Consider the following 20,321-nt stretch of genomic DNA (forward strand, 5'->3'; position numbering starts at 1 on the left):
GAATTCGGTTTAACGAACAGGAATAGAAGACATGGCAGCAAAAGACGTTAGATTCGGCGACAGCGCGCGTAAGCGCATGGTTGAAGGCGTTAATGTCCTGGCGGACGCGGTCAAGGTAACCCTCGGTCCGAAAGGCCGTAACGTGGTTCTGGAAAAATCCTTCGGTGCGCCGACCGTCACCAAAGACGGTGTGTCCGTCGCCAAGGAAATCGAACTGAAAGACAAGTTCGAGAACATGGGCGCCCAGATGGTCAAGGAAGTTGCTTCCCAGACCAATGACAACGCCGGTGACGGCACCACCACTGCGACCGTTCTGGCTCAGGCCATTGTTCGCGAAGGTATCAAGGCAGTTTCCGCGGGCATGAACCCGATGGATCTGAAACGTGGCATCGATAAGGCCACCGTCGCCGCTGTTCAGGCGATTCGTGACCTGGCCAAGCCGTGTGATGATAACCGCAACATCGCCCAGGTGGGCACCATCTCCGCCAACGGCGACGAGAGCATCGGCAAGATCATCGCCGACGCCATGGAGCGTGTGGGCAAAGAAGGTGTTATCACCGTTGAGGAAGGCCGTGGCCTGGAAGACGAGCTGGACGTGGTTGAAGGTATGCAGTTCGACCGCGGTTACCTGTCTCCGTACTTCATCAACAACCAGGACAACATGTCCGTAGAGCTGGAAGACCCATACATCCTGCTGGTTGATAAGAAAGTTTCCAACATCCGTGAGCTGCTCCCGGTGCTGGAAGCTGTCGCGAAGGCTGGCAAGCCGCTGATGATCATCGCCGAGGACATCGAAGGCGAAGCGCTGGCTACCCTGGTAGTCAACAACATGCGCGGTATCGTGAAAGTTGCCGCCGTGAAAGCGCCTGGCTTTGGTGATCGTCGTAAGGAAATGCTGCAGGATATCGCCATCCTGACCGGCGGTACCGTGATTTCCGAAGAAGTGGGCCTGACTCTGGAGAACACCACTCTGGACGACCTGGGTACTGCCAAGCGCATCAACATCACCAAGGAAAACACCACGGTGATCAACGGCGCCGGCGCTGAGTCCGACATTGAGGCTCGCGTTGAGCAGATCCGCAAGCAGATCGAAGACAGCTCTTCCGATTATGACAAGGAGAAGCTGCAGGAGCGTGTGGCCAAGCTGGCTGGCGGTGTTGCCGTGGTCAAGATTGGCGCCGGTTCCGAAGTGGAAATGAAAGAGAAGAAAGCCCGCGTTGAGGACGCGCTGCATTCTACCCGCGCTGCGGTAGAAGAAGGCGTTGTTGCCGGTGGTGGTGTTACCCTGATCCGTGCCATTGCCGCACTGGACAAGGTGGATGCGATCAACGAGGAGCAGAAAGCTGGCGTCAACATCCTGCGTCGTGCGATGGAAGCGCCGCTGCGCCAGATCGTGCAGAACGCCGGTGGCGAGCCGTCTGTTGTGGTCAACAACATCCGTGCGGGCGAGGGCAGCTACGGCTATAACGCCGCCACGGAAGAGTACGGCGACATGCTGGAAATGGGTATCCTGGATCCTGCCAAGGTAACCCGTTCCGCGCTGCAGGCTGCGGCTTCCGTTGCTTCCCTGATCATCACCACCGAAGCCATGGTGGCGGATGAGCCGGAAGACGAGCAAGCTGGCGGCGGCATGCCGGACATGGGTGGCATGGGCGGAATGGGAGGCATGGGCGGCATGATGTAAGCCTCCCGTAACCTCTCTCCGCAAGCCGGAGACCCGAAAAACCCGCGCAGGTATCATCCTGCGCGGGTTTTTTTGTGTCTGGCATCCGTGGCGGCATGATTTGACAAGAAAAACCTCCGGCTTTGTGCAATTGTTTCATGACCTGCCATATTCCCTTTGCTAGACTCGGCAACCGGTTCATTTTTAATGTGTCGCTGAATGACTGAATCTGCAGCAAAATCTTTTCTCCGTCCCGGCAAGGTCTTTTTGCTTCTGCTGGCTGGATTGCTTGTCTATTTGGTGGCGTTGATTGTATGGGTACCGGCTGGTTGGATCTGGCATCAGGCCTCACCCCATCTCACACTGCCTCCCCAGGTTCAGGTGCAGCAGGTTTCCGGTACGGTCTGGCGTGGCGCTGCAGATATGGTGGTTGCCGGTTATCCGGTTCGTGCTGGTTGGGAACTGGGCTGGCCTTCGGTTTCCTCCCTGCAATGGCCGCTGGCGGTGTCCATTGCCACGTCACAATCGCAATTGAGCGGTGATGTCGTTGTCGTCTGGCCGGGCAATCTGAGTCTGGATGCCCGTGGCTATGTGACCGTGGCGGAGTTTGAAGCCCTGATCCGCCAGAGTGGCGGCGCTATGATCGAGGGAGACGTCACCATCGATCGCCTCCGGGTTGCCTGGGAAGACAATCGCCTGGCCGATGCCCGCGGCTACGGCCGCTGGGATGGCGGCCTGGTGACCTGGCCAATGGGGAATCAGACGGGCCAGGCCGAGTTCCCGCCCATGAAGGCGAACCTGGACACCACCAACAATGGCATTGCCCTGACGGTATTGGAGCAGGGCGGTGATGGGCCAGCGGCGGAAGCCAATATCCAGTGGAACGGCACCATGGAATTGCGGGTCTACAAGCGCATGGTCGATCTGGCGGATCAGCCCTGGTCGGGCTCGGCCCAGCCGGATGATGTGGTGTTCCGTGTCCGGCAGCCGTTGCTGCCCGGAGGGTTCTGATGGCGGCGCTATCGTTTCAGGGGCAGGCGCGTATCGCACGGTGGCTGGCGAACCTTTTACTGCTGCTGCTGGTGGTCTATCTCGCGGTGACGCTGGCGCGGGTGACCTGGCTGGTGCTGTGGGACGAACAGCCGTTTGTTGCAAGCGCCGGGGTGGAAGCGGGTAGTCCAGGCAGGGGCAATGCGTCTATGGATACGCCCATTTCCAATTACGAACTGTTTGGCCGCCCCCAGGGTGAAAACCGGGTGGCGGAGGTGGTTCGCCGGTCGGCTCCTGAAACCGGGCTGAAATTGCGTCTGGAAGGGGTGCTGCTGGCGGAGCGCCCAGAGGACTCAGGTGCTATAGTTGCTGGAAGTAATGGCGAAACCGAACATTACCGGGTGGGGGATGCGCTTCCGGGGAATGCCGAATTGGTGGAAGTGGAACCCGGGCGTATCCTGATCCGTCGCAATGGTCGGTATGAGTCTCTCGCTTTCGACGAACAGACCGGCGGAGATGCGCTGGTTGCGGATGAACCGCAGGAGCCGGCAGAATCGCCCGACCAGTTTCTTGCCGACGCCCGGGACCAGCTGGACAGCCAGGGCGCGGCCGCGCTGGCCGCCTACGGGCTCTCACCGACGGATGGTTCGGGTTCGGGGGGATATGTGTACGACGGTTCCAATGCCATGCTCAATGCCGTTAACCTGAGGGCCGGTGACGTGATTACCGCCGTCAACGGGCAGCGCCTGGGTGATATTGAGCAGGACAAGTCGTTGTTGGACAGCTGGCGCACGGAGCCCCAGCTGGAAATCGAAATTGAACGGGACGGTTCCACCCTGACCGTGAGCTATGCCATACCCGAGCAGTGGCGCTGACCGGGTTCATCGATAACAGGACGAAATCGCCAGATGTATAACCATAAGACGAATCTGTTTCGGGCCATGGTATTGGTCCTCCTGATGCCTCTGATGTCTCTTGCCTATGGACAGGATGAAACCTGGAGACTGAACCTGAAAGATGCGGACATCCGTGCGTTTGTGACCCAGGTGGCAGACATCACCGGCTACAGCTTTGTAGTGGACCCCAGGGTCAAGGGTAAGGTGACGGTGCTCTCCAGCGCTCCGATGAACAAGGATGAAATCTACGACTTGTTCCTGGCGGTGCTGCAAGTCCACGGCTTTACGGCCATTCCGGGGGAAGAAGTGATCAAGGTGGTACAGCAGGTGGACGCCAAGCAGTCGGCGGAGTCCCTGGACCGCTTTACGGAAACTCCTTCCGAACAACTGATCACCCGGGTCATCCAGATTGATAACGCCAACGCTTTGGAGTTGGTGCCGATCCTGCGGCCTCTGGTTGCCAAGTATGGCCATCTGGCCGGTGTGGCAGCGGCTAACGCCCTGATCGTCAGCGATCACTCGGCCAACATTCGCCGTATCGAGCAGATTGTCAGCGAGCTGGACAGCCCCTCCAAGTACGAAGTGGAAGTCATTCAGCTGGAAGAGGCCTGGGTCGGCGACATGGTGGAGCTGCTTCAGGAACTGGCGCCCGACGAACTGGGGCAAGCGGGTGGTGAACGTGCGGCCCGAAAGTATAGCGTGACCGCCGATGAACGCAGCAATCGATTGATTCTTCGGGGTGATGAAACTTTCCGGAACAAAATGCGGGGGTTGATCCTAAAGCTTGACCAGCCTTCCGCCAGTGGGGGAGCCACGAAAGTTATACGCCTGAAGCATGCCGATGCCGCAGACCTGTCCGAACTGCTCAAAGGTGTCATGGGGGAGCTTGCCCAGGAAGCAGCCGGGGGAGGCTCTGGCGCCTCCCAGAATGGGTCGCGTCGCAATACCGGCTTTTCCGTGTTTGCCGATGAAGGGCTGAATGCCCTGGTCGTCCGGGGTGAACCTTCCATGATGCAGGAGGCGGAACAGATTGTGGCGCAGCTGGATGTGCGCCGGGCCCAGGTCATGATTGAGGCGGCCATTGTTGAAATCAGTGACGAGCTGGGTCAGGACCTTGGCGTTCAGGTTGCAGTGGGGGACGAGTCTGGCGAGTCGACGCCGGTTGCTGGTACCAACTTCGGCAACGTCGGTCAGAGCCTGGGCGATGTGCTGGGCGCGATCATTAACGAGTCCCTTATTGCGCCTGCTACGGGAGGCATCACTGTGGGTGCGGGCCAACGGGACGAGGACGGTCTGAGCTGGGGCGTGCTGTTGCAGGCGTTGTCGACCTCCGCTGCGGCGAACCTGTTGTCTACGCCCAGTATCATCACCCTGGACAACCAGGAATCAGAGATTATTGTCGGCCAGAACGTGCCCTTCCGTACCGGTCAATCCACCGTGACTGGTGATGGCACCACCAACCCCTTCACGACCATAGAGCGCCGCGACATCGGTTTGACCCTGAAAGTCACGCCGACCATTAGCGCTGATGGGCTGGTACGGCTGGTGGTGGAGCAGACCACCGAGAATATCGCGGAAAGTGTCGAGGATGCCTCGGACATTGTAACCAGCAAGCGTGAGATCAAAACCACGGTGCTGGCGGATGATGGCGAAACCATCGTGCTCGGTGGTCTGATGAAGGACGACCTGCAGATCAACCGCAGCAAGGTGCCCCTGTTGGGCGATATTCCGTTCATTGGCCGGTTGTTCTCCTCGGAGTCCGAACGCCGTATCAAGCGCAACCTGCTGGTGTTCCTGCGCCCGAAGATCCTGCTGGACAAGGCTGACTCCGTGGCTATGACATCCGAGAAGTACAACGGCCTGTGGGAAGTGAACCTGGGTGTGCGCAAGAAGCTGGGGCTGCCTGAGCCGGATCAGCGGCCCGAGATCGATACCCTGTTCAACCCCGGCCCGGATCGCATCCAGTAACCTGATCAGGCTGGCAGTGGCGGCATCGGGCAATCCAACTGATCCGCCACCAGCCTCATCATTTCATATTCCGTGACATCCACCCGCCCATCGTGGGTTACACAGTGGCCGGCGGCATCGATGATGGCCGGCTTCAGCAGAGGGGAGAGCTGGTTCAGAGTCGTCAGTGCCTGTTGAAGCTCTTTCAGCGATACCCTCGTTTGCAGGGTTCCCGCCTCCTCGCCGCTGGCGAATCCTGCCATGGCTTCCCGGTACAGATTCTCCGCTTCGTCCCCGATCCGGGCGCCAGCCCTGGCTTGCAGGCTCATAAGGCACTTCAGGGCCGGTAGCACGGCTTTGTAGTTGCGGTATCGTACCGGTACCACCCGTGCGGATTCAGGCGTCAGGTGGCGCTTCAGGAAGCTGCTCATGGCCAGTTCGAACAGAGTGACCTTTCGGTCGGCGCCAATCAGTTGCCGCACCGCGGTATGAAGTCTGTTTCTTTCTTCCGGATCGAGTTTTCGTAATGCCGGCATGGCCAGTTCCAGCGCCGGGAAACGGATGGCCGTTCCCTGGCTTTCGAGGGCGGGAAGGAACTTGTCCAGTATGTCCCGTTGGGGGCTTAGTAGCGGGTGCCGGGTAATCTGCGCCAGAGCGTCATCCTGCTCGTTGCGGGGCAGGGTGTGAATCAGCAGGGCGTAGCAGAGCTGTACAGCGCCGGCGCGGGTGTAGAGCAGGTTGCGAAAGGTTTGGGGGATCTGTGCCAGCAGGGCGATGGCATAGTCTTCGCCGGCGCGGGTCACGGTGCCCACGCTGCCGGAGAATCCGGCCGCCGGTTTCTCCGTGCTGTACTGCGTACTGGCAAAGCCAGACGCGTTGGCGGAGCGGGGCGTTTCCCGGCCAGAGGACAGATCCAGAGAGGCTTCCGTATCCCTGAGCCGGCTTCGCAGGCGCGCCAGCATGCCCGGCTGGATTGCCTGTATGCGATCCTCCACCGGCGGGTGCGATGCCAGCAGGGATGACAGCTTCATGCGGGCGCTTTCCCCGAAACACATGTGATTCATGTCACTGGCGTGACTGGTGGTGTCCAGGTAGCCACCCTTCAGGCCGATCTTGAACAGCGCCCCGGCGATACCTTCCGGATTGCGGGTGAACTGGACCGATGAGGCATCCGCGAGGGTTTCCCGTTGCCGGGACACCGCAGCCTGAATCAGCCGTCCGAAGAAGACTCCGATATACCCGATCACCAGCAGTGCGAGCCCGATCAGGCCAAGGATTGCCTGCCCCCGGCCGTCTCTCGAGGTGCGCGACGAATGCGAGCGGTAGAACCCGGCGCGTAGCATGAAGCCGCCGATCTGACCCAGCATCAGGATGCCCGCCAGAATGGCAATCAGCCGTACGTTCAGTCGCATATCACCATTCAGGATGTGGCTGAACTCATGCCCCACCACGCCCTGCAGTTCGTCCCGCGTCAGGTGGGTGAGGGCTCCGTGGGTCACCACCATTACCGCTTCCCCCGGCGTATAACCGGCGACAAAGGCATTGATACCGGTCTCCTGGTCCATCACATACAACCGGGGAACCGTAACCCCGCTGGCGATGGCCATTTCCTCGACTATATTGCGTAACTTGCGCTCTTCGGCGTCCCCGGTGTCGGGGGCAATTTCCCGTGCGCCGACCATGTTGGCTACCCGTTCACCGCCCCCGGCCAGGTCAAGCCAGCGGACCAGTGACCCGAGTACAATCAGGAGGACAACGGCGGCAGCTGTCATCGCGCCATGCTGGCTCAACAGCCAGTGGTGGAATGCCAGGCCGGAGGATTCACTGCGGGTCACCAGATACCCTACAAGGCAGACCCCGAGGGTGATCAGGATTACGGCGGCAAGAAACAGGACGACCAGCAGCGTGGTATTGCGCCGGGCATTGGCCTGGCGCTGGAAGAAGCCTTGATGAGCCATGATTTATGGCCTCAGAAGGCCACTCTGGGTGCCTGGCGGGCCTCCGGAGTCTCCAGCTCAAGCTGGGACGTGGGCTTGAAGGCGAACAGGCCGGCGATCACGTTATTGGGGAATTTCTCGCGGAAAATATTGTAGCCCATCACGCCGTCGTTGTAGGCCTGGCGTGCGAATGCGACCCGGTTTTCCGTGCTGGACAGTTCTTCCATCAGTTGCTGTACCGTTTCGTTGGCTTTCAGCTCCGGGTAGTTTTCAGCGACGGCGTAGAAATTGGCAAGGGCTTTTGTGAGCAGGTTCTCCGCCGACCCCAACCGCTGCATTTTGGTGCTTTCGCCGGGTTCACTGGCGGCATCCCTCTGGGCGCTGACGGCGTTGTTGCGGGCTTCCATAACCGCCGTCAGCGTATTGCGTTCATGGGCCATGTAGGCTTTGGTCGATTCCACCAGGTTAGGGATCAGGTCATGGCGGCGCTGGAGTTGTACATCAATCTGGGCGAAGCCGTTCTTGAACTGGTTACGGAGAGACACCAGCTGGTTGTAGATGTAGACCAGATAAAAAACAGCAACCGCAATAACGATTAAGCCAATAATGGTGGTTCCCATGACAACTCCTTGAAACGGGCAGGGCGATTTGGATTCCGGAATGTGGTGCCGGGAGATCAGGCGTTATTTTCTACTATTTTCTTGTGAAAGCCAGCCACGAAGGTCTCAAAATCGCGAGGTAACAATGGCTTGCTGAAGAAATAACCCTGAGCCAGCTTGCAGCCGCGTTGGGTCAGGTAATATTCCTGTTCCGCGGTTTCGACCCCTTCGGCGACCACGGAGAGGTTCAGGCTGCGCCCCAGGTCGATGATGGTGTTGGCGATGCGGGTGTCTTCTTCGTTCACCAGCAGGTCACGGATGAACTGTTTGTCGATTTTCAGGTGCTGGACCGGCATGCGCTTGAGGTAGGTCAGCGAAGAATAACCGGTGCCGAAGTCGTCCACCGCAATGCTGATGCCCGCCTTGTTTAACCGGTGCAGTTTCGCCACGGCGTCTTCGAGGTTGGTCATGAAACTGGTTTCGGTCACTTCCAGTTCCAGGCGTCCTGCCGGGATGTTATGTCGTTTCAGGGTGCTGAGGATATCATCAACAATGCAGTCCTGGCGTAACTGAACCGCCGACAGGTTGACGGCAATTCTCAGTGGCATGCCATCGGCCGCCCAGCGAGCCGCCTGCCAGCAAGCCTGGTCGAGAACCCATTGACCGATCTCGACAATGGCGCCGTTGGTCTCGGCGATGGGAATAAAGTGATCCGGTGGCACCAGCCCCCTGACTGGGTGTTCCCAGCGAAGCAGTGCCTCCGCCCCGATGACCCGGCGGTTATCCAGGTTGACCTGGGGTTGATAGACCAGATGGAACTGGTGGTTGGCCAGGGCGCTGGAAAGGTCTTTCTCCAGCTGTTTGCGTTCACGGATTTCCCGGTCAATGCTGGCAACGTAGAACTGGAAGTGGTTGTTGCCTCCCTGTTTGGCCAGGGCCATGGTTTGCTCTGCGCATTGCAGCAGCCGGTCGGCCTTGGTGGCGTCATTGGGAAAGAGTGCGATGCCGAGGGTGGCGGTTATGGCGACGGTCTGGTCGTCAAAGTTCATGAGCTGGTTGATACAATCAAGGACCAGCTCGGCGGTATCGGCGGCCTGGTATCCGTCCCGCAGGCCTTTTTCCACCACGGCGAACTGATCGCTTCCCAGTCTGGCGACAGTGAAGCGGTGGCTGCCCAATCGCTGCATCAGGCGGTCCGCAATGATTTGCAGGATCTGGTCACCGGTACTGAATCCGCACTGTTCATTGACGGATTTGAAATCGTCGATGCCGCAGACCATCAGGGAAAGGGAGCTTTTCCTGGCGGCTGATTCTTCAATGTTTGCTTTTAATAGCTCCATGAAGGTGTCGCGGCTGGGCAGGCCTGTGAGTTGATCATAGCGGGATAGCCGGTTGACCCGGTCTTCCGCCTCAAGGTGGCGCTTCTGGGTATCGCCGATGGAGACCAGCAGGTTATTGGTGGCGTTGACCCAGAGGCCGAGTTCATCGGTCTGGTGGCCCTGAGGCAGTGACAGCAGCCGGTCATCCGGGTGCTCGGGATTGACCTGCTTGACGGAGTGGACAATGCGGAGCAATGGCCGTGTCAGCAGTAGATGAAAAACCACATACAGGGCCATGCCGAGAATGATGGCCGTGGCGATACCGGAGACAAAGGTGACAGCAGTGCGCTCAAGCCAGGTGCGCGCGGCGTGGGCGGTATCGTAGTGAACCTCCAGGTAACCGTAAACGGTGCCGGGGTTGCTGGGGCGTGACAGCGCCTCCCGGTATTCCCGTTCCGGGCTGAAGATGGAAGCGGTGATCGGGCGGAACGGGCCTTGTCGCAACGGGCGGTTGCCGGAACCGAGGGGCTCTCCGTCCGGGTGGGTAATGCTGGCCTGATGAATGGCCTCCTGTTCGAACAGGCCGTCAACCACTTGCTGGGCGAGTTCGCTGTCAATGCTGAACACGGCCTGGGTCGCGGCATCCCGAACGAGGGCGATGGTCTGGGTAGCATGTTCATCCAGAGATCGGGACACCCGACCAGCATCGAGGGCAACCTGGATGGCACTGATGATGATGCCGCTGATCAGGGCGACGCCCAATACCCAGCGCAGTACCCGGTAACTCAGGCGATGTTCTACCTCAAAGGTGTTCTGCATGAAGGCTCATTTTCATCCGTTACGTCAGGATTAGCTCTAAAGTCTTGCCGTGGGGGCGAATCGAAAGCTGTTTGTTATTATTCAGTATGGTTCAAATTGGCGCCACTGCGTTCAGTATCGGCAATTGTTCCAAAGTTTTCAGCGTACGGGTGTTTCAATTTGTAAGGTTAATGTAGATCGTACACAAAAAAACGCCCGCTGATCAGCGGGCGTTTTTCGTGCAGAGCAGGCTCTGCAAGACATTCCGGGCGATGTTATGCCAGGTTTTCGTTCACAAAATCCCAGTTCACCAGCTTCCAGAAAGCTTCCAGATAGTTCGGGCGGGAATTGCGGTAATCGATGTAGTACGCGTGCTCCCAGACGTCAACGGTCAGAACCGGCTTGTCGGCGCCGGTCAGCGGCGTTTCCGCGTTGCTGGTGTTGACGATGGCAACACTGCCGTCGGCCTTCTTCACCAGCCAGGTCCAGCCGGAGCCGAAGTTGTTGGCGGCTTTGTCGTTGAACTCTTTCTTGAATTCTTCGAAAGAGCCAAATGCATTGTTGATGGCATCGGCCGCTGCACCGGTCGGCTCACCGCCGCCGTTCGGGCTCAGGCAGTTCCAGTAGAAGGTATGGTTCCAAACCTGGGCGGCGTTATTGAACAGCGGGCCGCTGGCGCTCTTGATGATGTCTTCGAGCGACTTGTTGGCGTTATCCGTACCTTCAACCAGGCCGTTCAGCTTGGTTACGTAGGTGTTGTGGTGCTTGCCGTAATGGTACTCGAGGGTTTCCTGAGAGATGTGCGGTTCGAGTGCGTTCTTTTCGTACGGTAGTGCGGGAAGTTCAAATGCCATGAGGTCGTTCTCCCTGGTTCTCTCTGTTTATGTGAATGACACTTATGGAATATAGGGCTGCTTTGAGTTATATCAACCCTTTGGTGTTAAAGAACTTTTAAACTCGGGGCTGCCGGGCAGAAACTGTGCGCAGTTCTTCACCCGCCAGACCAGTTCTTCGTAACTGTCTGCCAGGACGTTCACGTGACCAAGCTTCCGGCCCGGACGTTCTCCTTTATTGTAGAGGTGAACATGAGCGTAAGGCAGTTCCAGAATACGTTCAATGTCTCCATGCTCGCCGATGATGTTGATCATGCAGCTCACGCCCCGGGGCGCGACATTGCCCAGCGGATGCCCGCTGACCGCCCGGATGTGGTTTTCGAACTGGCTGGTCATGGCGCCTTCAATAGTCCAGTGGCCGGAATTGTGAACCCTTGGGGCCATTTCGTTGGCGACCAGGCCGGTGGCGGTCTCAAACAGTTCCAGTGTCAGTACGCCGACATAGTCCAGTTCGTTCAACAGTGCCTTGATGTAGCGTTCGGCATCGTCCTGAATGTGTTTCTCCAGGCCGGGCGCGGGGGCGATGGAGTAGCGCAGGATGCCCTCGTGGTGGGTGTTCTCGGCAATGGGGTAGAAGGCAAGCTCTCCGTCTTCGCCGCGTACGGCGATGATGGAGACTTCCCGGCGGAAGTCGACAAACTTTTCCACGATCAGGCGTGGGTGGCCGATGGACTTCCAGGCAGCGGCAGCTTCTTCCGGGCTTTTGAGTACGGCCTGGCCTTTGCCGTCATAGCCTTCGGTATTGGATTTGGCAACGACGGGGCAGCCCAGTTCCTCGGCAGCGGCCTGCAGGGATTCGGCGCTGTCTGCGATTTTCCATTCCGGAGTGGGGATGCCAAGTTCGCCGAAGAGGGTTTTCTCGGCTTCGCGGTTCTGGCAGACCTGCAGTGCGCGAGGGCTGGGGTGCACGGTTTTGTGGGCGGCGATTTTTTCGGCCACCTCAACCGGCAGGTGTTCGAATTCGTAGGTGACCCGGTCAACGCGGGAGAGGAAGTCGTCCAGGTACTCGCCTTCCCGGTCGATGATGACTTCACCGAGCCCGGCGCTGGGGCTGCCGGACATGTCGTAGAATACAAACGTCTTGGCCAGTGGGTAACCGGCCAGGGCCAGCATGCGTCCCAGTTGGCCGGCGCCTAGTACACCAATTCTCATCTGTGTTCTCCTGGCATCATATGGCCATTTGTCTTGGTGGCGGAGCAGGGTGGGGAGGTCTTCATAAAGAACTCCGCTTTAACTCGCTTTACTCCGTGACAGGCTTACTGATCCCTTGGATCGGGATTATCCAGAACCGTCTGAGTCTGATTCGCACGGAACTCATCGACGGCTTTACGCACGCCATCATCGGACGTTCCCACAATCTGCGCCGCCAGCAGGCCGGCATTGGTTGCGCCGGCCTTGCCAATCGCCAGTGTACCAACGGCAATGCCGCCGGGCATCTGGACAATGGATAGCAGGGAATCGAGGCCGTTAAGGGCTTTGGACTGAACAGGCACCCCCAGTACCGGCAGCGATGTCTGGGAGGCAACCATGCCCGGTAGGTGCGCGGCCCCGCCAGCACCGGCGATGATGACCTTCAGGCCCCGGTCGGAGGCGGTTTTCGCATAATCGAACAGCAGATCCGGTGTGCGGTGGGCGGAAACGACCCGGGTTTCATAGGCGACGCCGAGTTTGTCGAGCATGTTGGCGGCGTGTTCCATGGTGGGCCAATCCGATTTGGAGCCCATGATGAGACCTACAAGCGGCTGCATATGCAACAGTCCTGTGTATGTTGGAAAGCCGGCCATTGTATGTTTTGCCTAATAAGCATGCAAACCGTGCTTTATTGTTTCGCCGCCATTTTAATGATTCCGCCAGTGCGGGTATTATCGAGCCTTATTACCTGAACCGTCCATAATTCCGGGAGTTGTAATGGAACCGATCCGTCCAGATGACGATGAACTGAGGGCTGAGTCCCGTATTCGCAGTGGTGCGCCGAGAAAGCCCGAGTCTGGGGAGAAGCCGAAAAAGGCTGCAGCAAAAGACGCGGGTGGCGGTAAGGGCGGGGAGTCAGGCTCGAAAGCCCCGAAGTCCAACGGTGGTGGCAACGGACGAGGCGGCCAGGCCGGATTGTGGGTCGCGCTGGTAGTGCTGACGGTAGTTGCCGGGGGCGGCTGGTTCAGTCAGGCGAAGCAGATCGAGGCCCTGGAAGGGCAGCTGGAGGACGCGGATTACTGGGCGCGGCAGAGTAAGCTTGCGTTGGCGCGGTTCGAGGGTGATCTGTCCGAAACCGGGGAAAACCTGGAGGAGAAAGGCCAGTCCATCGAGCAGACCCTGGCGGATCAGGAGGAGCGCCTGGATACGGCGGACAGCGAAATCCGCAAGCTCTGGGCCATAGCAAACGAGCGCAATAAAAAACGCCTGGATGAGCATGCCACCCGCCTGGATTCGCTGGCCGGTGACGTGGAAGACGAAGTGTCTGCCCGTGAGCAATTGGCGGCTTCTGTGGATGAGCTGGAGTCGTCCCTGTCCGGTGAGGTGGCGTCGTTGCGCAAGGAGCTGGGGCAGCAGATTGTCAGCCTGAAGGAGTCTACGGAGCAGGCCGATAAGCGGCTGACAGAGTTGAATTCCGCGCTGGACGGGGTGGACCAGGTTGTGGATCGCCGTATTCAGCGATTCGAGCGGGAACAGAAATTGGGTATTGATGGTCTGGAAGGTCGCATCGGGGCGCTGGAGAAAGATGTCGGGAAGCTGGCCAACGGTAGTGATGTGAAGGCTGTCCGTTCTGAGCTGGGAACCTTGAAACGCACGGTTGAGTCCATCGATTCCTCCCGCTCCCAGCTGACGTCCCGGCTGGTGCGCCTGTCCGAGCAGGTGGATGAGCTGCGGAGCGAGACCTTGCGGTAGCTCTCAGTTCTGCCGTTTTGCTGTTGCTATGATCGGGGCACTCGCAAAGGACGAAGAGTGAATAACAATGAAAACCCGATTACCCATGATGCTTTTGTCGATGCTGGTACTGGTTTCCGGCTGTACCGTTTATCAGTCCATTGGCAAAAGCGTTGGATCCTTTCTGCACCCGGTGTCCGGCCACGATTTTGTTCATATCGCGAACGATCAGTGGAATCAGGACAACGCGCTGATCTATTTCTATCGCACCCATTCCCAATGGGCGGCGGATGAGATCGAGGCCCCCAGCGTCTACGTGGATGACACGCACTATTTCAACATCCGCAATAACAGCTTCACCTGGCTGGAAGTCAGTCCGGGGGAACGCCACATCGCGATGCGCCGACCACTGCTGGGGCTGGAGGGGCTGAACTCTTTCAGCCTGAGCCTGATTGCGGATGCCACATTGAAGGTGGAGCCCGGCCGCATTTATTACCTACGCTATAACGAACTGGCCGAGCCGGAGCGCCCGGCCCCGGATCTCGACCCTGAGCATCCGCTGGCCCAGGGTGACCTGCAACTGGTCAGCCGGGCGTATGCCATGCAGGCGACAGAGCTGGTGTCCACCCGTTTCCTTAACAGTGATTTGCTGGCCCCCAATCACGCCGCAGCGTCCATTGTGGAAGAAAATGAGGACGTTGATTTCGAGCGTCGGATGGTGCTGCTGGAAGAGGAAAGGGAGCTGGAAATCGAGCGTATGAAAGAAGAGGGAAAGTACCATTCGCCCTCCTGGTTCTGGCCGTTTGGCGGTGGCCCTGCTGTGCCGCTGGAGAGTGACCGGAAAATCCGCGAGCTGGAGCGGGAATACGCCGCATTGGAAGAAGAGCGTAGGCGTAAAGAAGAAGCGGAATCATCCGGAGGCTGGTGGATTTTCTGAGTCGGCCGGATTGGCCAAAGCGACGTAAAGTGTGAGCAGTTTCACAATTGTAGAACTCTGGCGGCATTACTACACTTGGGTTAGTCACATGCACAGGGTAAAGGACTATGTCATTGAAGGATTCGCTGCGGCACGGTATGAGCCGGTTTTCCAATGAGTTTGTACCTGCGGTTGTGCAGGCTACAGGCAAGCGAATAGAAGAGTTCAGGCAGCGCCTGGACCACCTTAACCGCACGCTGGCAGAAAGGGCGCTTCCGGGGGACCGCAAGCTGCGGGTCAGTGAACTGTCGCTGCAAAGGAAAGCCCGGAATGCCGGTCAGAAGGGACCGACGCTGAAGTCAGTGGACGGCCAGAAAAAGCACAAGCCATCACCATAGTATCTGATCATAAAATGCCCGTTTTTTAACGGGTTGCCACTTTTTTTGGAAAATTTTCGGAAAATATTTGACACCGCCGGGCAAATGCTTAAAATGCGCCACTCACTTGATCGAGACAGCACAGCTGACTTGGCAAGCCGCGAAAGCGGCGAGTGAATCGTTGAGAGACGATGGTTTGAAAGTGTGAAAGTTGGGTGGTTAGCTCAGCTGGGAGAGCATCGCCCTTACAAGGCGAGGGTCACTGGTTCGATCCCAGTACCACCCACCATTTTCACGCAGCATCACCGGATCACCCCATCCGGTTTCAGGTTTCACCTTTACAGGTCTCAGGGCCGAAAGGCTGGAATTGATGCGGAGCGGTAGTTCAGTTGGTTAGAATACCGGCCTGTCACGCCGGGGGTCGCGGGTTCGAGTCCCGTCCGCTCCGCCACTTTTATTTCTTGGTTTATTCCCGGGTGGTTAGCTCAGCTGGGAGAGCATCGCCCTTACAAGGCGAGGGTCACTGGTTCGATCCCAGTACCACCCACCATTTTCTCCCCTAGAAGTCCTATCGCAAACCGAGCCGTCAGGCTGTCGGTATTTTTGCGTGCCTGTGTGGTTTGTAGGTCGGATTAGGCCCGGAGGGCCGTAATCCGACACCACGCACTGGCGTTACTTACCAATCAACGACTGTCCACACACCCGTACAACGTTCCCGTTCACGCCGTTCGAGCCAGGGTTGCAATACCACGCGATGGCCTCGGCCACGTCGACCGGCTGGCCGCCCTGGGACAGGCTGTTCATGCGACGGCCCGCTTCTCGGATGGTCAGGGGCATGGCGGCTGTCATTTGCGTCTCAATAAAGCCAGGCGCGATGGCATTAATGGTGATGCCGTTCTTCAGCTGCTTTGCCATGGCTTCGACATAACCGATCACGCCGGACTTGGCCGTGGAGTAGTTGGTCTGGCCGAAGTTGCCGGCGATGCCGCTGATGGAAGAGATGCACACGATACGGCCATTCTCGCGCAGAAGCTCGCGATGCATCAGCTCTTCATCGATCAGTTCTTCGGCGGTGAGGTTTACCGCGATGGTCATGTCCCAGAAGTGCTCCGGCATATTGCCCAGGGTTTTGTCGCGGGTGATACCGGCGTTGTGGACGACCAGATCGATGCCGCCAAAATGCTCTTCCGCGAAATCGGCAATCAGCTTTGGTGCGCCAGCATCGGTAATGTCACAGGCCAGGGCCTTGCCCTTGATGGCGTCGGTGACTTTCTGCAGCTCTTCCATGGCTGGCGGAATATCCAGGCCAATCACGGTGGCTCCGTCCCGGGCCAGGGTTTCAGCAATGGACGCGCCGATACCACGGGAAGCGCCGGTGACCAGGGCAACTTTACCGGACAGCGGAGCAACCGGATTGGTGGCCGGGGCCGCGGTGCTCTTGCCGATGCGGGCCACCTGGCCGGAGACATAGGCCGAGCGGGCAGACATGAAGAAGCGGATGCTGGAATCCAGTTGTTTGTCCGCACCTGGAGCCATCCACAGCAGGTTTGCGGTCGCCCCTTTCTTGCCGATTTCCTTGCCGACGGCGCGAACGAAGCCTTCAAGCGCCTGCTGTGCAGCGGCCTGGGCCGGTTTACGGCAGGTGGCGGGGTCCTGGCCAATGACCAGTACGCGGGCGTTGCCGCCGAGTTTCTTGATGGTCGGATGGTAGAAATCGTACAGCGCGCGCAGATCGTCAGGCGATTTCATGCCCGTGGCATCAAACACCAGGGCCGAGAATTTTTCATTGATTTCGCCGCCGACATTCAGGGGCTGGGCCTTGTTGCCAGCCTTGGCGGAATCCTTCAAAGTATCCGAACCATCCGCATGATGCACCTTGGCAGCGCTGGCTCCCAGCACGCTGCCGATGGCGCTGATGGCCTTGGCGCCACTGGCGGCGCCGACCAATACATTGCCTTCGATGAATGGCTGGTCGCTGCGCTTCCAGCGATTGAGGGGAACCGGGGACGGCAAGCCAAGGGATTGGGCCGCAGTTTTGCCCACCGGCGTGTTGACGAATTTGAGGTAGATGTCAGACATAAGAGCGTTCCTTCATAGTGTGTTCAACGGTGGCCATGCAATCGGATTCACCGTGAGCAATGGTTTTGAGTCGTTGTACAGGTTAAGGATTCAGGCGGCATTTGGATTGACTCAATGCCCTGACCGGATTGTCAGGCATGCCAATGAGCCAGACCCCGTTAGCGCTAGACTGCTCCGCAATGGATACACACGTTAATACAGGATCACATCATGGCACAGGCACAGAAAACCACACAGAAGAAAACCACATCGGCCCCGCGCAAGCCAAAAACCAACGCGCCGGCCGGCGTTCGCCGCGTTGCGATTATCGGTGGTAACCGGGTTCCGTTTGCACGCTCCAACACCGCCTACAGCAAAATCAGCAACCAAGAGCTGCTGACGTCCGCGCTGCGGGGGCTGGTGGACCGTTTTGGCCTGCAGGGCCAGCGTATGGGGGAGGTGGTTGCCGGTGCGGTGATCAAGCATTCCCGCGATTTCAACCTGACCCGTGAATCCGTGCTCAGCTCCGGCCTGGCACCCGAAACTTCCGCCTATGATGTCCAGCAGGCGTGTGGCACCGGTCTGGAGGCTGCCATCCTGGTGGCTAACAAGATTGCACTGGGACAGATTGAATGCGGCATCGCCGGAGGCACAGACACTACGTCTGACGCGCCGATTGGAGTAGGTGAGGGGTTGCGTGAAATTCTTCTCGACCTCAACCGCGCCAAAACCACCAAGGACCGCCTGAAGATTCTGGGTCGTTTCCGCCCGGGCCATCTGGTGCCGGAAATTCCGGAAAATGGTGAGCCTCGCACGGGTATGTCCATGGGCGATCACTGCCAGGTGACGGCTCACGAGTGGAAGATTCCCCGCGATGAGCAGGATCAGTTGACCTTTGATAGCCATCAGAAGCTGGCCAAGGCCTATGAAGAAGGTTTCTTTGATGACCTGATCACCCCGCTGGCGGGTCTCGACAAGGACAATATCCTGCGTCCGGACACCACGCTGGAGAAGCTGGCGACCCTGAAGCCTTGCTTTGACCGTGAAAACGGCACCATGACTGCCGCCAACAGCACCGCCCTGACCGATGGCGCCTCCTGTGTGCTACTGGCCAGCGAAGAGTGGGCCAAGGCCAATAACATGGAAGTGCAGGCCTACCTGACCTTCTCCGAAGTGGCCGCCGTGGATTTCGTGGACAAGAAAGAAGGCCTGCTGATGGCCCCGGCCTACGCCGTGCCCCGGATGCTGGAAAAGGCAGGGCTGACCCTGCAGGATTTCGATTTTTACGAAATTCACGAGGCGTTTGCCGCTCAGGTTCTGTCGACCCTGAAAGCCTGGGAAGACCCCGCTTTCTGCAAGGACCGTCTGGGCCTCGACAAGCCGCTGGGCAGCATCGATCGCAGCAAGATGAACATCAAGGGCAGTAGCCTGGCAACGGGGCACCCGTTTGCCGCCACCGGTGGCCGTATCGTCGCTACCCTGGCGAAGCTGCTGGAACAGAAAGGCAGCGGCCGTGGCCTGATTTCCATCTGCGCTGCAGGTGGTCAGGGTGTGACGGCGATCCTCGAGCGATAAGTTTTGGGCTCCAAAGGGAAAAACTGAACTTTCCCTTTGACAGACGCGGGTCCGACCCTTATCATGCGCACCTCGTTGATCGGGGGTTCCCCGGTAAACAACCAGTTTGATGCGGGGTGGAGCAGTCTGGTAGCTCGTCGGGCTCATAACCCGAAGGTCGTTGGTTCGAATCCAGCCCCCGCTACCATATTAAGAAAAGCCGGTCTTTGACCGGCTTTTCTTGTTTCTGAAGGGGGCTTTTGAGTCGCTCTCATAATCTCCCTGCACTAACATTGCTATCTGCTAGCGTTGTCGCTTCTTTCTGACCACATTCTTACCGTCAGATCCTCTCCCCAGCTCGTCTGCATCATGTGTTTTATTTAATTTGCATGATAAGAATTCTTCTTTCGGCGCCCTCCGGGAATGTGTTAAAACTAAAAGCGCTCTGATTAATATCAAAACCGGATATCTCTATGTCATCGACCACACGTTATAAGGGACTGTTACAGCTGGGGCTTTGCCTCCTGCTGATGACGGGCTTTACGCTGTGGTCGGCGTCCTGGAGCGCGCCCGCCTTCCACGAAGGCCTGGTTGACCAGCTCGGGGACAGCTCCCCATCGTTCCTGGTGGACAGCGGTGACAATCCTTCCGGCGATGATCCGTATTCCGCCACGCCCCAATCCTCCTCAGACGCACCTGTTGACGCAACGTCATTGCTGGTCGGGATGGGCGTGGGCGTTGTCCGGCGCATCCGTATTGTCAGCTACCCGGTACTGCCCCAGGCGCCACCCGCACTCACCTGATTCCGCTTCCATACACGCCAGTATTTGATGATCCTCGGTTGAGGACCTGCTGCGTGTGCCTGCAAGAATTAACGTGAGAACGTCCATTATGAGCAACCAATTTCAGTCCCTGCGCCTGCGCAGCCTCAATGGCACCTATTCCATTCATGGTCTCGAACCCTCGTTGAATCTGGATGTCCAAGATTCTGCAATCCATTTGCTGACGGATTTCCTGACCCGGAAACCGCCGGTCATGGATTCGCAGCTGAGCGTTCCCGATGCCCGGTCGAGAATGAACCAGGCGGATACCGCGATCAAGCTGGTGGTGAATGCGGAGGGCGACTATGTTGGGGTTATCAGCCTGGATGTCCTTAACGGTGAGGTGCCGCTGGGGCTCGCCGCTCGTCGGGGCGTCGCTGTAAGCGATATCCTGGTCCAGGACATCATGATTCGGATAAACGACTTGCCCGCCATTCACTACCGCGACCTGATAGAGGCGTCGGTGGGCGAACTGGTGTCAACATTTGATAAGACCCACAAACCCTGTCTGTTGATTATGGATGATGACCAGGAGGGCAGAGCGGCGCTCCGGGGCATGGTTCTGGCGGCAGACCTTGCCGCCCGTTCGCGGATTTCGCTGGATCTGAAGCCCCGTGCTACGTCGTTCTCGGAGATCGTCAACGCCGTGCAGGGACGGTTCTGAAGGCCTGTTCACCGGCGGCGCCGCGTG

17 protein-coding genes and 4 tRNA genes are annotated in these 20,321 nt (G+C 58.4%); 14 read left to right on the plus strand and 7 right to left on the minus strand.

Annotated elements, in window-relative coordinates; translation table 11 throughout:
- Window positions 1–31: 31 nt before the first annotated feature.
- The 4 genes from groL to gspD all read left to right on the plus strand — a co-directional run bounded on the left by groL (window position 32) and on the right by gspD (window position 5,517).
- Window positions 32–1,684 (plus strand): chaperonin GroEL, encoded by a 1,653-nt coding sequence (groL, locus tag ACQUWM_RS00520; protein ID WP_428920824.1) that lies wholly within the window; start codon window positions 32–34, stop codon window positions 1,682–1,684.
- A gap of 198 nt (window positions 1,685–1,882) precedes the next feature.
- Entirely contained in the window at window positions 1,883–2,674 is a 792-nt protein-coding gene (gspN, locus tag ACQUWM_RS00525) for a type II secretion system protein N (RefSeq protein ID WP_428920825.1), read from the plus strand.
- On the plus strand, window positions 2,674–3,528 hold the full coding sequence (locus ACQUWM_RS00530) for a type II secretion system protein N (RefSeq protein ID WP_428920826.1): 855 nt from the start codon (window positions 2,674–2,676) through the stop codon (window positions 3,526–3,528). The genes gspN and ACQUWM_RS00530 overlap by 1 nt, the downstream gene beginning before the upstream one ends.
- Before the next feature lie 33 nt (window positions 3,529–3,561).
- Entirely contained in the window at window positions 3,562–5,517 is a 1,956-nt protein-coding gene (gene gspD, locus ACQUWM_RS00535) for a type II secretion system secretin GspD (RefSeq protein WP_428920827.1), read from the plus strand.
- Window positions 5,518–5,522: 5 nt separating this feature from the next.
- Here the strand turns inward: gspD and ACQUWM_RS00540 are convergent, their stop codons facing one another.
- The 6 genes from ACQUWM_RS00540 to purE form a co-directional block, all read right to left on the minus strand.
- The gene (locus ACQUWM_RS00540) at window positions 5,523–7,454 is read right to left on the minus strand and encodes a M48 family metallopeptidase (RefSeq protein WP_428920828.1); all 1,932 of its coding nucleotides are present in this window, start codon (window positions 7,452–7,454) and stop codon (window positions 5,523–5,525) included.
- A gap of 11 nt (window positions 7,455–7,465) precedes the next feature.
- Complete coding sequence (locus ACQUWM_RS00545) at window positions 7,466–8,053, minus strand: LemA family protein (RefSeq protein ID WP_406998897.1); 588 nt, start codon at window positions 8,051–8,053, stop codon at window positions 7,466–7,468.
- A 56-nt stretch (window positions 8,054–8,109) separates the two neighbouring features.
- Window positions 8,110–10,170: a putative bifunctional diguanylate cyclase/phosphodiesterase gene (locus ACQUWM_RS00550; protein WP_428920829.1), complete on the minus strand. Its 2,061-nt coding sequence runs from the start codon at window positions 10,168–10,170 to the stop codon at window positions 8,110–8,112.
- A 254-nt stretch (window positions 10,171–10,424) separates the two neighbouring features.
- Window positions 10,425–11,003: a superoxide dismutase [Fe] gene (sodB, locus tag ACQUWM_RS00555; protein WP_406998893.1), complete on the minus strand. Its 579-nt coding sequence runs from the start codon at window positions 11,001–11,003 to the stop codon at window positions 10,425–10,427.
- Between the two features lie 72 nt (window positions 11,004–11,075).
- On the minus strand, window positions 11,076–12,194 hold the full coding sequence (locus tag ACQUWM_RS00560) for a 5-(carboxyamino)imidazole ribonucleotide synthase (RefSeq protein WP_428920830.1): 1,119 nt from the start codon (window positions 12,192–12,194) through the stop codon (window positions 11,076–11,078).
- 104 nt (window positions 12,195–12,298) lie between these two features.
- Entirely contained in the window at window positions 12,299–12,790 is a 492-nt protein-coding gene (gene purE, locus ACQUWM_RS00565) for a 5-(carboxyamino)imidazole ribonucleotide mutase (RefSeq protein ID WP_428920831.1), read from the minus strand.
- 160 nt (window positions 12,791–12,950) lie between these two features.
- Between purE and ACQUWM_RS00570 the strand changes: the two genes are divergently transcribed.
- The 6 genes from ACQUWM_RS00570 (at window position 12,951) to ACQUWM_RS00595 (ending at window position 15,747) form a co-directional block, all read left to right on the plus strand.
- On the plus strand, window positions 12,951–13,925 hold the full coding sequence (locus tag ACQUWM_RS00570) for a hypothetical protein (protein WP_428920832.1): 975 nt from the start codon (window positions 12,951–12,953) through the stop codon (window positions 13,923–13,925).
- A gap of 67 nt (window positions 13,926–13,992) precedes the next feature.
- Window positions 13,993–14,841: a DUF2846 domain-containing protein gene (locus ACQUWM_RS00575; protein ID WP_428920833.1), complete on the plus strand. Its 849-nt coding sequence runs from the start codon at window positions 13,993–13,995 to the stop codon at window positions 14,839–14,841.
- Between the two features lie 107 nt (window positions 14,842–14,948).
- Window positions 14,949–15,218 (plus strand): hypothetical protein, encoded by a 270-nt coding sequence (locus ACQUWM_RS00580; protein ID WP_428920834.1) that lies wholly within the window; start codon window positions 14,949–14,951, stop codon window positions 15,216–15,218.
- 192 nt (window positions 15,219–15,410) lie between these two features.
- Window positions 15,411–15,486 (plus strand) — tRNA-Val (locus ACQUWM_RS00585).
- Between the two features lie 85 nt (window positions 15,487–15,571).
- Window positions 15,572–15,648, plus strand: a tRNA-Asp gene (locus ACQUWM_RS00590).
- 23 nt (window positions 15,649–15,671) lie between these two features.
- Window positions 15,672–15,747, plus strand: a tRNA-Val gene (locus ACQUWM_RS00595).
- Window positions 15,748–15,869: 122 nt separating this feature from the next.
- Here the strand turns inward: ACQUWM_RS00595 and ACQUWM_RS00600 are convergent.
- A complete protein-coding gene (locus ACQUWM_RS00600; RefSeq protein WP_428920835.1) occupies window positions 15,870–17,276 on the minus strand; it encodes a 3-oxoacyl-ACP reductase in 1,407 nt (468 codons plus the stop codon).
- 210 nt (window positions 17,277–17,486) lie between these two features.
- Here ACQUWM_RS00600 and ACQUWM_RS00605 point away from each other — a divergent pair, with 210 nt between their 5' ends.
- The 4 genes from ACQUWM_RS00605 (at window position 17,487) to ACQUWM_RS00620 (ending at window position 20,294) form a co-directional block, all read left to right on the plus strand.
- Complete coding sequence (locus tag ACQUWM_RS00605) at window positions 17,487–18,830, plus strand: acetyl-CoA C-acetyltransferase (RefSeq protein ID WP_407001006.1); 1,344 nt, start codon at window positions 17,487–17,489, stop codon at window positions 18,828–18,830.
- Between the two features lie 110 nt (window positions 18,831–18,940).
- Window positions 18,941–19,017 (plus strand) — tRNA-Met (locus ACQUWM_RS00610).
- 265 nt (window positions 19,018–19,282) lie between these two features.
- Window positions 19,283–19,612, plus strand: a complete 330-nt coding sequence (locus ACQUWM_RS00615) for a hypothetical protein (protein WP_428920836.1) — start codon at window positions 19,283–19,285, stop codon at window positions 19,610–19,612.
- Window positions 19,613–19,700: 88 nt separating this feature from the next.
- Window positions 19,701–20,294, plus strand: a complete 594-nt coding sequence (locus ACQUWM_RS00620; protein WP_428920837.1) for a CBS domain-containing protein — start codon at window positions 19,701–19,703, stop codon at window positions 20,292–20,294.
- The last annotated feature ends 27 nt before the right edge of the window (window positions 20,295–20,321 follow it).

It is taken from the genome of Marinobacter sp. DUT-3, assembly GCF_050379435.1.
Lineage (GTDB): Bacteria > Pseudomonadota > Gammaproteobacteria > Pseudomonadales > Oleiphilaceae > Marinobacter.